Annotated in this window: 10 protein-coding genes; 8 read left to right on the top strand and 2 right to left on the bottom strand. The window is 68.1% G+C overall.

Annotated elements, in window-relative coordinates; all coding sequences use genetic code 11:
* Window positions 1-753: 753 nt before the first annotated feature.
* From F1D61_RS31155 to F1D61_RS31140, 4 genes are all read left to right on the top strand, one after another.
* The gene (locus tag F1D61_RS31155; protein WP_203155775.1) at window positions 754-2,598 is read left to right on the top strand and encodes a TniQ family protein; all 1,845 of its coding nucleotides are present in this window, start codon (window positions 754-756) and stop codon (window positions 2,596-2,598) included.
* A 525-nt stretch (window positions 2,599-3,123) separates the two neighbouring features.
* Window positions 3,124-3,831 carry a GntR family transcriptional regulator gene (locus F1D61_RS31150; protein WP_203155774.1) on the top strand — a complete coding sequence of 236 codons (708 nt, stop codon included), beginning with the start codon at window positions 3,124-3,126 and terminating at the stop codon, window positions 3,829-3,831.
* A complete protein-coding gene (locus F1D61_RS31145; RefSeq protein WP_203155773.1) occupies window positions 3,828-4,520 on the top strand; it encodes an Asp/Glu/hydantoin racemase in 693 nt (230 codons plus the stop codon). The genes F1D61_RS31150 and F1D61_RS31145 overlap by 4 nt, the downstream gene beginning before the upstream one ends.
* Window positions 4,521-4,685: 165 nt before the next feature.
* Entirely contained in the window at window positions 4,686-5,831 is a 1,146-nt protein-coding gene (locus F1D61_RS31140) for an iron-containing alcohol dehydrogenase (protein WP_203155772.1), read from the top strand.
* 709 nt (window positions 5,832-6,540) lie between these two features.
* Here the strand turns inward: F1D61_RS31140 and F1D61_RS31135 are convergent.
* Window positions 6,541-7,449: a LysR family transcriptional regulator gene (locus F1D61_RS31135; protein ID WP_203155771.1), complete on the bottom strand. Its 909-nt coding sequence runs from the start codon at window positions 7,447-7,449 to the stop codon at window positions 6,541-6,543.
* Between the two features lie 116 nt (window positions 7,450-7,565).
* On the opposite strand from F1D61_RS31135, the gene F1D61_RS31130 reads away from it, so the two are divergent.
* The 4 genes from F1D61_RS31130 (at window position 7,566) to F1D61_RS31115 (ending at window position 11,870) form a co-directional block, all read left to right on the top strand.
* Entirely contained in the window at window positions 7,566-8,876 is a 1,311-nt protein-coding gene (locus F1D61_RS31130; RefSeq protein WP_203155770.1) for a CitMHS family transporter, read from the top strand.
* A gap of 275 nt (window positions 8,877-9,151) precedes the next feature.
* Window positions 9,152-10,489 (top strand): acyclic terpene utilization AtuA family protein, encoded by a 1,338-nt coding sequence (locus F1D61_RS31125; RefSeq protein ID WP_203155769.1) that lies wholly within the window; start codon window positions 9,152-9,154, stop codon window positions 10,487-10,489.
* Between the two features lie 11 nt (window positions 10,490-10,500).
* Complete coding sequence (locus tag F1D61_RS31120) at window positions 10,501-10,812, top strand: AtuA-related protein (protein ID WP_203155768.1); 312 nt, start codon at window positions 10,501-10,503, stop codon at window positions 10,810-10,812.
* 230 nt (window positions 10,813-11,042) lie between these two features.
* Window positions 11,043-11,870: an SGNH/GDSL hydrolase family protein gene (locus tag F1D61_RS31115; protein ID WP_203155767.1), complete on the top strand. Its 828-nt coding sequence runs from the start codon at window positions 11,043-11,045 to the stop codon at window positions 11,868-11,870.
* Between the two features lie 262 nt (window positions 11,871-12,132).
* Here the strand turns inward: F1D61_RS31115 and F1D61_RS31110 are convergent, their stop codons facing one another.
* A complete protein-coding gene (locus F1D61_RS31110) occupies window positions 12,133-13,518 on the bottom strand; it encodes an amidase (RefSeq protein ID WP_246775628.1) in 1,386 nt (461 codons plus the stop codon).
* Between the last annotated feature and the right edge of the window lie 5 nt (window positions 13,519-13,523).

Below are 13,523 nucleotides of genomic sequence, written 5' to 3'. Positions count from 1 at the left end.
GCCATTCAATGTTACATCGGAACAAAGGAGGCCATTCTCGAGTCCAATAAATCAATTATGCACGATTAACCATGAGGATAGACTCATGGTTCAGTGCCAGCGACTCGACTCGACTCGGAGATGCCGCACACTTACAAAATGTGCTGCGACCACAAGCGAGCGTCATCATACGCCCAGGTTGGATCGAAACGCCGTCCACAAGCGAGCGCCACCATACGCCCAGGCTGGACCGCGTTTTAGCCTCATCCACGAGTGAGCGTCACCATGCGCCCGGGTTGGATGAGTTAAGCTATCTCCATGCGCATTGCGAAGACGGCATGACTTAGCTGCAAGTGAGTCAGTACGTAGTCGAAGACTTTCTCCAACCGCTCGGCGCAATGCCGACTGGTCTCACCAATCGAAAGGAAAAGGATGACGTGTCGCCCAAAATCTGGCTGCGATCCGGGCCGTATCGTCGCTAGGTTCATCCGATAGCCCTCGGGTGAACCTCGCGACGAATAGTGAACCGCCGACGCCTCGCCTGAACCAGCTGCGTCAACCACCCGCCTGAACGGATGCCGTGACAACCCGGCACGAGCAATCGTGCCGACTCGGAACGGTGATAAGCGTCGCACGCCTCGTGTATGCCAGCGACGAGAACCCGTTCATCAGCCGCGACTGGACGAGCACGATGGCTCCAGGACCTGCGCCAACGGACAATTCGCAGCGCCCTCGCCGGCGGCGCTCGCGCAAGGCCTCGAAAGGGGACGTTCGATGACCGGTCTCCTCGCGTTGAGCTGCCGACTTGCCCCTGGCGAGTCAGTACCGAGCTTCACGGCACGGCTGGCCCAGCGCAACGGCGTTGGGTCCGCACGCGACTTCTGCCTCGACATGGGCATGACCTTCCAGGCCTGCATCGACGGTGAACCTGTAGCGCTCGCGAAGCTCGCGCGCCTGACGGCCCTTCCGCTTGAGGTTCTCGAGCAAGCCTCACTACGGAGAGAGGGTATAGACTTCCGCCTGCGTGGCGAGAGCCTGACCAGATTTTCGGTCCGGCGCGCTCGGATCCACGCTTGCCCCGCGTGCCTTCGCGCCGACATCGAAGCGGGCGTAGGTGGTAACGAGCCTGCGCCGTATGGCCGCACGGAATGGTTGCTGCGTGTCTTCAGGGCGTGCCCTGTGCACGCGTGCGCGCTCACCGACGTCGGCAACAAAGAAATCGACGGGCCTCACGCGCTGCACGACTTTGCGCTCCACATGCGCGGACGCGAGACCGAGATCGCACGTCTCGCCGAGGAGGCCGCTCCAAGGACGCCGTCCGCCCTCGAAGGCTATGTTCGCGACCGTCTTAAAGCCATCGCGCGAGGAGGTACGTTACTCGACGGGTTGGAGCTTCACGCCGCGATCACGACCTGTGAAATGTTGGGAGTGCTCGCGACACGGGGACCTGCGACGAAGCTTAGGTCGCTGACGGAAGAGGAGTGGCACGACGCTGGTGACGCCGGCTACTGCCTCGCACGCGGAGGGGAGCGGGGCATCCGTGCTCTCCTTGATAAGATATGGCGAGCCCACCCCTTCGGTCGACGTGGGGCCGCGGGGCCTCATGCCGTCTTCGGATTCTTGTACGAGTGGCTGGCCCACGACCAAGACGGGGCAGCCTTCGATGCCGTCCGCGATATTTTTCGCCAGTTCATCGTCCAGACTATACCTGTTGGACTTGGTGACGATGTCCTCGGGCAATTTGTCGAGAAGCGGGTGCTCCACTCGATCTACACCGCATCGCGGGAATACGGCCGTCATCCTAAGCGTCTTCGAAAGGTTCTCGCGGCGGCTGCCCTGATCGGTAAAGATCACCAGCTCTTTTCCGATCACCTCGTGACGTTCGATGCAGAGCGGGCACGCAGCGTTCTGGTGGATGAACAAACATGTATGCCGCTCAAGGACGCCGCGGTATACCTCAACGCCGGCCGTGTTCCGGCACGTATCTTGGCTGCTGAAGGCTTCATTACCCCGCGCACTGGCCGTGCAGGCGAACGCGGTTCGCTCAGGGCAATCTACGCCACCGCCGATCTGGACACCTTCCTTGCGCACCTCTTCGACGGAGCCGAATCGGTCACGGGCACACGCGACCAAGCCTACCCCATCCCAGCCGCAGCGAAACGCGCTTGCTGCACCATCGCCGAAGTCACACGATTGATCTTCGATCGGAGACTCGCTTGGGTTGGCCGGCAGGCGGGTGTCGAGGGGTATCTCTCGGTCCTCGTCGATCTGCCGGAGGTCAAACGACATGTACACGGTCCCGCGTACGAGGGTCTGACCGCGCGCGCTGTTGAGAAAATCCTGCGGACGAGTACGAGGGTCGTGACGGGCCTGATTCGCGAGGGGTTTCTGCCTCGGAAGACAGTTATTAATCCGATCAATCGCTGTCCCGTCGACCTCGTCAGCGTCGCCGATCTAGATGCTTTTTGTGCGAAATATGTCTCATTTTCCGAGTTGGCGAAATCTAGAAGAGTGAGTCCGTTAACGTTGAAATACATTCTCGCAAGCGTCCCACCCGCTATCGAGAGAGATCGCGTAGGAGCGGCGTTCTATCTGCGCGAAATTGTCGAGAAAATTTGATATATATTCTATTGTAAGTTTCTATACCCCGGCATAGTCCGGGGTTTTTTATTTCGCGTATTTGTTGATATTTAATCATGGAGGATATATTTTGCTTCGGATCAGACAATACAATGGTTCGGAGATGCCGTACATATCGTTCGGTTTTCTGATACAAACTGAATAAATACAGTTACTTACATCCGCCGTCGTGAAAAACTATGCGTCGCCTGACAGCAGGATCGAAATGGGGTGACGCCTGGCGTTGCCCCACGGACCCGGATTATAGGCCGATCCACATCGTCGTGTGGAAGGTAGAGGGGGCGCGCAGCGGTCGTTGCGCGCCCCTTCGCTTACGAATCAACCTCGGACAGGTCCCGGGCGCCCGAACCCGCGTCTCGCATCGCAGCTCTGGTTCTGAAGCCCTGGAAAGCACGACGCCGATCGGCGAAGATCGTTTCGCTGGCTCGGCCGCCCCGCCCCGGGCGGCCTCCCTGAGAGAGGCGGCGCGAAACCTGCGATGTGGTGGCGTTCCAGAGCGTGTCGATGATCGAAGCCCCCACCGAAGCCTCTTCGGCAGGCTCCCTCCCCGCCTTTCCCGATGCCCCGCCCCGCCCCTCCCTCACCGAGCAGGCCGCCGCGGCCCTGCGCCGGCTGATCCTGCTCAACCTGCTTCCCCCCGGCGATGTTTTGAACGAGCCCGACCTGGTGGCCCGCCTCGGCGTCTCCCGGACGCCGGTGCGCGAGGCCCTGAAGCTGCTTGCCGGCGAGGGGCTGGTCACGCTCCGGCGCAACCGGGCGGCCCTGGTGGCGCGGCTCGATCCCGCCGACCTCGTGCCGCTGTTCGAGCTGGAAATGGCGCTGGAGAGCTTCTGTGCCGGGCTCGCCGCCGAACGGATGACCGCCGCCGAGATCGACCGGCTCGACCGGCTCCAGGCCGCCCTGGAGGCGGCGCGGGACGACCGCGACGCCTATACCCGCCTCAACCGCCAGGCCCACCGGCTGATCGTGACCGCCGCCCGCAGCCCGGCCATCGCCGAGGCCCATGGCCGGGCCTTCGCCCGGCTGGAGCGGGCCCGCAACTTCGCCCTCGCGGCGGACGGGCGGGTGACGGAGTCGCTCTCCGAGCACCGGGCGATCCTGGACGCCCTGCGGGCCCGCGAGCCGGAGCGCGCCCGCACCCTGATGCAGGCCCATGTCGCCCGCACCCAGTCCCTGCTGGTGGTGCGCCTGACCGAAGGACCGCGCCGATGACCGACACGACGGGAGATGGTCCCACCGAAGAAGCGACCTTGGCCCTCGGGGTGATCCTGCCTTCCTCGAACCGGGTGGTGGAGCGGGCGACGGAAGCGCGGCTCGCCGGCCTGCCCGCCGCCGCCTGCTACGCCCGGGTGCCCTACGGGGCGATGCTGAAGGGCGAGGCCTACGACGAATCGGTCTTCCTCACCGCCGCCGATCTCCTGGCGGATGCCGGCGTGGCGGCCCTGTGCTGGAACGCCACCCGCGGCGCCGCCCTGGGCTTCACGCCCGACGAGGACCTGTGCGCGACCGTGACCCGCCGCACCGGCCTGCCGATGGTGACGACGGCGCTGGCCGCCCGCGCGCGGATTCGCGAAAGCGGCTATCGCCGCGTCGGCCTCGTGGTGCAGGGCGGGCCGGAGGAAGCCGAATCGGTCGGCACTCGTTTCGCGCAAGCCGGCATCGCGATCGGCGCCACCTGCACCCTCGGCATCACCGAGAACCGCTTGGCGGCCGCGGTGAGCCCGGCGCGCCTCGAAGAGGCGGCGCGAATGACGGCCCAAGGATCGGATGCGGTGCTGATCTGGAGCACCAACCTCCCCGGCTGGCGGCTGCCGGCCCTGCTCGACGGCGTGCCGCTCCTCGATGCGACGGGCCTCGGCACAGAGGCGCTGCTGGCGCAAGCGGGGCTGCCGCGCACCTGATGCAAATCCCTCATGGCCCCCTGACGGTGCGCCGCGCGGATCGCCTGTGTTAGGCTCGTCGCCACGCCCGGAAAGAGGCGTGCGGGAGGAAACGGGACGGGCGCCGCGGCACCGGCCCGCCTCCGCGCGTCGATCTTCGGGCTCCGGTCACAGCAGGCAGCCCCCATGAGCCTCATCACCTATCTCACCCGGATCCAGTTCGAGCGCGGCGCCGTCCGGCTGATCGGCGAGGAACTGGCGCTTCTCGGCGCGCGCCGGCCGCTCGTCGTCACCGATCGCGGCGTCGTGGCGGCCGGCCTGATCGCCCGCGTCCTCGACGCCGCCGGTCTGCCGGCCACCACCCCGGTTTTCGACGGCACGCCCGAGAACCCGACCGAGGAGGCGACGCTGGAGGCCCGCGACCGCTTCAAGGCGGAAGGCTGCGATTCGGTGATCGCGGTCGGCGGCGGCTCGCCGCTGGATCTCGCCAAAGGGGTGGCGCTGCTCGCCACCCACGACGAGCCGCTGGCGACTTACGCCGCCATCCTCGGCGGCATCCCGCGCATCCGCGCCGACCAGCCCCCGGTGATCGCCGTGCCGACCACCGCCGGCACCGGCAGCGAGGTCGGCCGGGCGGCGCTGATCACCCTGGCGGACGGGCGCAAGCTCGGCTTCATCTCGCCCCACCTGATCCCGAACGTGGCGATCTGCGACCCCGAGCTGACGCTGGGCCTGCCGCCGGGCCTCACCGCCGCCACCGGCATGGACGCGCTGACCCACTGCATCGAGACTTACCTCAGCCCCCGCCACAACCCGCCGGCCGAGGCGATCGCCCTCGACGGTCTCGCCCGCGCCACCCGCTCGCTCCTCCGTGCGGTCCGCGACGGCGCCGACATCGAGGCGCGCGAGGACATGATGATGGCCGCGCTCGAGGGCGGCATGACCTTCCAGAAGGGCCTGGGCGCCGTCCACTCGATGTCGCACGCGCTCGGCGGCCTGAAGGCCAAGCGCCTGCATCACGGCACCCTCAACGCGGTGATCCTGCCCCACCTGCTGCGCTTCAACGCGCCCGCCTGCGACGCGAAATACGCCGCCCTGCGTCAGGCGATGGGCCTGGCCGAGGGCGCCGACCTCGCCGCCGCGATCGAGTCCCTGAACCGCGACCTCGGCCTGCCGACGGACCTCGCCGCCATGGGGCTGACGGAGGCCGATTGCGAGGCGCTGATCACGCGCGCGGTCGAGGACCATTCGACGGCGACCAACGGCCGGCCGGTCGGGGCGGAGGAGTTTCGGGAGTTGTTCCGGGCGTCGCTGCACGGGCGGGCGGCGTGAGCGGGCTGTATCGGTAGAAGTCCGATCGTGAGAACAGCATCGTGATACACGTGGCGCGAGAAATTTTTCAATCCCACGCGCGACCTCATCCTGAGGTGCGAACGAAGTGAGCCTCGAAGGAGGGCTCCAGGGATCGCAAAGATTTCCGGAGCCTTCCTTCGAGGTCAGCCGATCTCTGATCGACTACCACCTCAGAGCCATGCCTTTTAAGGCGTCAAATACTTGGACGATCTGCAAAAATTCACTATCGCGCAGCCAAGCTTGATGGTGCGCTCCGGGACCGAAAGTGCTCCCGATACCAGAGCGCCGATCGAGAGAAGATGGCGCGTCGACATCTGATAAAATAAAGATTATTCACAATAAAAACAATCTTAAACGGCCTGCACCTCAGAGCCTGTTTGAGCAGAGTGATTTGACAAAAACCGAGAAAAATTTAGCAGATATCCTACCATTCCACCTCATCCTGAGGTGTTGGCGATCAGAGATCGCACGCGATCGCAGATCGACTGACCTCGAAGGAGGGCTCCAGAAGCCTCGGCGATCGCTGGAGCCCTCCTTCGAGGCTCAGCGATCTTCGATCGCCCGCACCTCAGGATGAGGTTGGTGGGTAGGATGATCCCGTCTGCCTCAAATATTGGGTAGAAATCCTGCTCAAACAGGCTCTCAGGATGAGGTGGAGGGTGGGACCGAGAGGCGAGCCGACCCATTTTCACGCCGACATCGAGAACTCCGCCTCCAAGGCCGGCACCAATTCCCCCAGAAAATCCTCGGCCGCCGCCGGCAGCGTGCGGCCCGCCTTGGCGATCAGGCAGACGGGCCGCGAAAAGCTCGCCTCGGCGATCGGGCGCGAGCGCAAGGACGGCTCGGCGCGGATCTCCCGGGCGGAGCCCGGCAGGATGGTGAGGCCGAGCCCGGCCCGCACCATGCCGACCGCCGTCATCATGTAGGTCGCCTCGCAGGCGGTCAGCGGCAGCCGGCCGGCGGCCACGAAGGCGGCATCGACCACCGCGCGCACGCTGGTCTCGGCATCCATCAGCACCAGCGGGTACTCGGCCAGGGCTTCCAGCGTCACGGTCTCGCAGTCGCCGATCGGGTGACCTGCGGGATGGACCACGTGCAGGGCGTCCGCCGCGCGGGCCAGCACCGTCACGTCGGGGTCGCGCACCTCGCCGCCGGTGACGCCGAGATCGACCTCCTCGCGCCGCACCAGGGCCAGCACCCGCTCGGCGATGGCGTCCTTGACCACGAAGCCCATCCGCGGATGCGCCGCCCGGAAGGCCGCGATCGCGTCCGGCAATAAGCCCGCCGCCACCGAGGGCAGGGCCGCGATCCGCACCGTGCCGTGGCGGCGCGCGGCGAGGTCGCGGGTGTCGACGACGACGCTGTCGAGCTCGCGCAGCACCCGCTGGAACACCGGCAGCAATTCGCGCCCGACCCGGGTCGGCGCGACGCTGCGGCTGTTGCGGTCGAGGAGCCGCACCGCCAGCGCCTCCTCCAGCCGGCGGATCTGCACCGTGAGGGCCGGCTGCGACAGGTTCAGGAGGGCGGCGGCCCGGGTGAAGCTGCGCAGGTGCGCCACCGACACGAAGGCGCGGACCTGGCGAAGGTTGAGATCCATAACCAACCGTTATCGGGACGATCCGATCTTTTCAATTGCCGGATCGACGGCCCTCGATTGTGATGAGACCCATCGAACGGCGCCACATCCGAGCGCCGGAACCCTGGGAGGAAGCGATGCTGGCCCTGCTCGGCCTGTGCACCATCGCGCTGCTGCTCGCCTGTATTCTGACGAAGCGCCTGTCGCCCCTCGTGGCGCTGATCGTGATCCCGGTCGCCGCCGCGCTCATCGGCGGGTTCGGGCTCGGGACCGGCAAGTTCGTGCTCGCCGGCCTCCAGAGCCTGGCGCCGGTCGTCGGCATGTTCGTGTTCGCGATCCTGTTCTTCGGCATCGTCAGCGATGCCGGGCTGCTCGACCCGATCATCGACAGAATTCTCGCCACCGTCGGCACGAGGCCGAGCCGGATCGTGCCCGGCACGACCCTGCTGGCGCTGCTGATCCATCTCGACGGCTCGGGGGCGGTGACCTTCCTCATCACCATTCCGGCGATGCTGCCGCTCTACGACCGGGTCGGAATCGACCGGCGCATCCTCGCCTGCGCGGCCTCGCTGGCGGCCGGCGTCAACTTCCTGCCCTGGACCGGGCCGATGATCCGGGCCTCCGCGGCGCTGAAGCTGCCGATCCCCGAGATCTTCTCGCCGCTGGTGCCGGTGCAGGCGGTCGGCCTCGTCTTCATCTTCGCCGTCTCGTACTGGCTGGGCCTGCGCGAGGAACGGCGCCTGACGCGCGCCGGGGCCGGCACGACGGAGGCCGTCACGGCCGGCGGGCGCTCTCTCAGCGATGCGGAGCGGGCCTTGCGCCGGCCGGACCGGTTCTGGGCGAACCTCGTCCTGACCGTCGCGGTGCTCGGCACGATGGTGCTGATGGCGGAGAAGATCCCGCCGGCGCTGATGTTCATGCTCGGCACGGCGCTCGCGCTCATCATCAACTACCCGAGCGTCGACGCGCAGCGCCAGCGCATCGATGCGCACGCCAAGGCGGCGGTGCTGATGGCGTCGATCCTGCTGGCGGCGGGCGTCTTCACCGGCATCATGCAGGGCACCGGCATGCTGAAGGCGATGGCGCAGGGCGCCGTGGCCTTCGTCCCTCCCGGCCTCGCCCCGCACATCCCCTTCGCGCTCGGCCTCGTCTCGATGCCGCTGAGCATGCTGTTCGACCCCGACTCGTTCTATTTCGGGGTACTGCCGGTGGTGGCCGAGGTCGCCCACCAGCTCGGCGTGCCGCCGTTGCAGGTGGCGCAAGGCGCGCTGCTCGGCCAGATGACCACCGGCTTTCCGGTGAGCCCGCTCACGCCGGCGACCTTCCTGGTCTGCGGCCTGTGCGGCATCGACCTCGCCGACCACCAGAAATTCACCTTCCCGTTCCTGCTCGCGGCCTCCGTGGTGATGACCTTCGCGGCCGTCGCCTTCGGGGTGTTCCCTCTTTAGGCAGCGGTCCGACTTGCCCGAACAGTCTTGACGCCCTCCTCGTCATTCCGGGGCCGCGAAAGCGGAGCCCGGAATCCAGACGCGCAGGTGGGACAGAACGAAGCGGCACGCCGTCGATAGTCCTGAAGAACCATCCGCGGTTCTGGATTCCGGGCTCCGCTCCGCGGCCCCGGAATGACGAAGCGGGAATGAGATCTGTAGAGGCCACTCGAACAGGCTCCGGGTCCCCGGCACCCGCAAGGCGTCGGCGCCGAAGGCAACCAAGGGAGAAACCCATGAAACCCATCCGCCTGGGCGCCGGGGCCGGCTATGCCGGCGACCGGATCGAGCCCGCTATCGAGCTCGCCGAGCACGGCGCCCTCGACTACCTCGTCTTCGAGTGCCTGGCCGAGCGCACCATCGCGCTGGCCCAGCAGGCCCGCCTGCGCGATCCCGCCGCCGGCTACGATCCGCTGCTGGAGGCCCGGATGCGGGCGGTGCTGGAGCCCTGCCGCAAGCACGGCACCCGCATCGTCACCAACATGGGCGCCGCCAATCCTCTCGCCGCCGCGGAGAAGACCCGCGCCATCGCCCGCGACCTCGGGCTCTCCGGCCTCACGATCGCAGCGGTGACCGGCGACGACGTGCTGGAGGCGGTCGCGGCCGGCGATCACGAGATCCTTGAGACCGGCGGCCGGGTGCGCGATCTCGGCAACCGGGTGATCTCGGCCAATGCCTATCTCGGCGCCGGGCCGATCGCCGAGGCGCTGGCTCGGGGCGCCGACGTCGTCATCACCGGCCGGGTCGGCGATCCGGCGCTCTTCCTCGCTCCACTCATCCACGCCTTCGGCTGGGCCATGGACGACTGGGACCGGCTCGGGCGCGGCACGCTCGCCGGCCACCTGCTCGAATGCGCCGGCCAGGTTACCGGCGGCTACTTCGCCGATCCGGGGGTGAAGGACGTGGCGGGCCTCGCCCGACTCGGATTTCCCATCGGCATCGTGACCGAGGACGGCGACATCGAGATCACCAAGGTGCCGGGCTCGGGCGGACAGGTGACGCTCGCCACCTGCAAGGAGCAGTTGCTCTACGAGGTTCACGACCCGGCCCGCTACCTCCAGCCCGACGTGGTGGCGGACTTTTCTCAAGTGTCCATGGAGGCGGTCGGCCCCGACCGGGTGCGGGTGACCGGCGGGCGCGGCGCGCCGGCCACCGGACTCCTCAAGGTCTCGGTCGGGCTGATCGATTCGTATGTCGGCGAGGGCCAGATCTCCTATGCCGGCCCGGGGGCGACGGCCCGCAGCCGCCTCGCCCTCGACATCGTGCGCGAGCGCTTAGAAGTCACCGGGGTCCGGGCGAGCGAATTGCGCTTCGACCTGATCGGCGTCGATTCCCTGCACGGTCCGCGGCTCGCCGGAGACACCGAACCCTACGAGGTCCGCATCCGCGTCGCCGGGCGCTGCGACAGCCTGGGTGAGGCGGCGCGGATCGGCAACGAGGTCGAGACGCTCTACACCAACGGCCCGGCCGGCGGCGGGGGCGCCTGGAAATCGGCCCGCGAGGTGGTCGGCGTGGTCTCGGTGCTGGTGCCCGCGAGCCTCGCCCGGCCGAGCGTACGGATGTTCGAGGCGTGAGGGAGACGACCATGAAGCTGCGCACGCTCGCCCATTCCCGCACCGGCGACAAGGGCAACACCGCCAACATCTCGCTGATCGCCCACGACCCGGCCGATTACCCGCGCCTGGAGCGCCACGTGACCGCCGAGGTGGTGCGGGCCCATTTCGCCGGCGTCGTTCGGGGCGAGGTGACCCGCTACGCCCTGCCCCGCCTCGGTGCCCTGAACTTCGTGATGACGGAGGCCCTGGGGGGAGGCGTCACCCGCTCGCTGGCGCTCGATGCGCACGGCAAGGGGTTGAGCGCGGCGTTGCTGGATCTCGAGATCCCGGACGAGGCGTGAGACGGCGTCGGTTCTGCGCGACCGCACGGCAACTAACGCTCAAGCTTAAGCCCGGGTGAGTCGGATCGGCGCAGTTTTCGACGAACCTCGCCGCTTTCGCTGACCAGCTGAGCAGAGCCCTGGGGCTCGACTTGGCTCAGCTTCGTTTTCGGCTGGATCGGCGGTCACGCGCATGTTACCCGAAAATACGGAACCGATCCGGTTCGTCTCCCTCCTTGCCCGGAACTGCCATGCTTCGCCGGTCTCACCTGGGCCGGATGGCCTGCCTGTCGGCGGCCCTCCTCACCGGTCATCTCGCTGCGGCGCGTCCCGCGGCGGCCTGCCCGGCCTCGCTGCCGCCGGCGGTGGAGCGGATGAGCCTCGCGGTGACCGAGGCGCATGTGGCGCGGCGCGAAGCGGTGCGGGTGCTCGCCATCGGCTCGTCCTCCACGGAGGGCATCGGCGCCTCGGCGCCGGACCGGACCTACCCCCATCTCCTCGAACAATCCCTGCGGGCGGCCTGGCGCGGCACCCCGGTCGCGGTCACCAATGCGGGCATCGGCGGCGAGACCGCGGACCAGACGCTGGCGCGCCTCGCCGCGGCCCTGGCGCAGCCGGTCAAGCCCGACCTGGTGATCTGGCAGGTCGGCACCAACGACGCGATCACCGGCGGCAGCGAGGCGGCATTCCGCGGCCGGCTGGAGCAGGGTATCGCGCTGGTGCGCGCCGCCGGCAGCGACCTCATCATCCTCGACCAGCAATATTACCCGGCGATCCCCGACCACGCCCGCTACGAGCGCTTCGTCGGCCTCGTGGCCGCGGTGGCGTCGGGCGCCGAGGTGCCGGTCTTCTCGCGCTACGCCCTGATGAAGGACTGGAACCGCCAGGATCCGGGTCTGCTCGCCGGCATGCTGTCCTCCGACCGGTTCCACATGGGCGACCAGGGCTATGCCTGCCTCGCCCAGGCGCTGGGCCGCGACATCCTCGACGCCGTGACCACCCGGCCCGACCCTCTCCAGGCGGTGGCCCGCGCCAAGCGCCAGAAGCTGCCGGATCAGGTGACCCTGAAGCGGGGTTGACCGGAGGCGCGTGGAGCACTTTTCGGGCTTGTGACGTGCATTCGAACCGGCAATCCGATTGATCCGACGCAAGTCAAACCCTCCGCGTCATTCCGGGGCCGCGTAGCGGAGCCCGGAATCCAGATACGCAGGTGGAACAGAATGAAGCGGAATGCTGCCCGCTTCATCCTGAACGCTCAGCGGTTCTGGATTCCGGGTTCCGCTGCGCGGCCCCGGAATGACGCGGAGGGCTTCAATTCTGTCGGGACAACCGAATGAACTGTTACAACCCCGGCGCCCGCAGGTGCCACTCCGTCGCCGCCTGATAAGCCTGCCCGACCCGCAACGCCGTCGCCTCGTCGTAGCCGCGACAGACGATCTGGAGCGAGAGCGGCAGGCCCGTCGGCGAAAAACCGTTCGGCAGCGCCAGGGCGCAGAGCTCCAGCAGGTTGCCGAAGCGGGTGAAGCGCGAGGGCAGCACCGCCTGGTCGACGGCGTCGAGGGGGATGGCGGCGGTCTCGGTGGTGGGCGTCAGGAGCGCGTCGACCCCCTCCATCGCCCGGGCGAAGGCGGCCTTCATCTCCTGCTGCATCCGGCGGGTGCGCAAGTAATCCTGCGCGCTCACCCCGGCCCCGGCGAGGATGCGCAGGCGGACATCCTCGTCGAGGGGCAGGGCGCGGTCCTCCGCGAGGGCGCCGTTGAAGAAGGAGCACTCGGCCATCACGATCGCCGAGGTCGCCAGCAGGTCGGCGAAGCGGAACGGCAGGTCGATCTCGACGATTGCGGCGCCGAGCCCCGCCAGAACCTCCAGGGAGGCGTCGTAGGCGTCGAGCATCTCGGGCGAGACGCCCGCCCGTTCGACGGCCGGCATCCGGGCGAGGCGCAGGCCGCGCACGCCGCGATGCAGCGCCGGCATCGGATCCTCCGGCGTGATGCCCCGGGTGTTCGGATCGCGGGGATCGGGGCCGGACAGGATCGTGTAGAGCAACGCCACGTCCTCGACGCTGCGCGCCATCGGTCCCGGCGTGTCGAGGCTGGTGCTCAGGGGCACGATGCCGGCGGTGCTGACCCGGCCGACCGTGACCTTGAGGCCGGTGAGCCCGCAGAACGAGGCCGGCAGCCGGACCGAGCCGCCGGTATCGGTGCCGATCGCCCAGGGCGCCATCCGGGCCGCCACCGCGACGCCCGAGCCGCTCGACGAGCCGCCGGGCGTGCGCGGCGTCTCCCGGTCCCAGGGGTTCCAGGGCGTGCCCATGTGCTGGTTGGTGCCCCAGCCGCCATAGGCGAACTCGACCGTGTGGGTCTTGCCGAGCACGATCATGCCCTGCGCCAGCATCCGCCGGGCGATGGTGGCGGTCTCGGCGGCGCGGCGCTCGCGGAAATGCGCCGAGCCGCCGGTGGTGATCCGGCCCTCGAGATCGATCAGGTCCTTGAGCGCCACCGGCACGCCGTGCAGCGGCCCGACCGCGTGGCCGGCCCGGATCATCCGGTCGGCGCCCTCGGCGGCGAGCCGCGCATCGTCGCCATAGACCTCGACGAAGGCGTGCAGCGTCGGGTCGAGCCGCGCGATGCGGGCGAGATGCGCCTCCACGACCTCGACCGGCGAGATCTCGCGCGCCGCGATGGCACGGGCGAGGAGGTGGGCGGGACGCTCGGTCGGGTCGGTCACGATGG

This window comes from Methylobacterium aquaticum (assembly GCF_016804325.1).
Lineage (GTDB): Bacteria > Pseudomonadota > Alphaproteobacteria > Rhizobiales > Beijerinckiaceae > Methylobacterium > Methylobacterium aquaticum_C.
The sequence above is the reverse complement of the archived record's forward strand: the minus strand, read 5'-3'. Positions and strand labels throughout refer to the sequence as shown.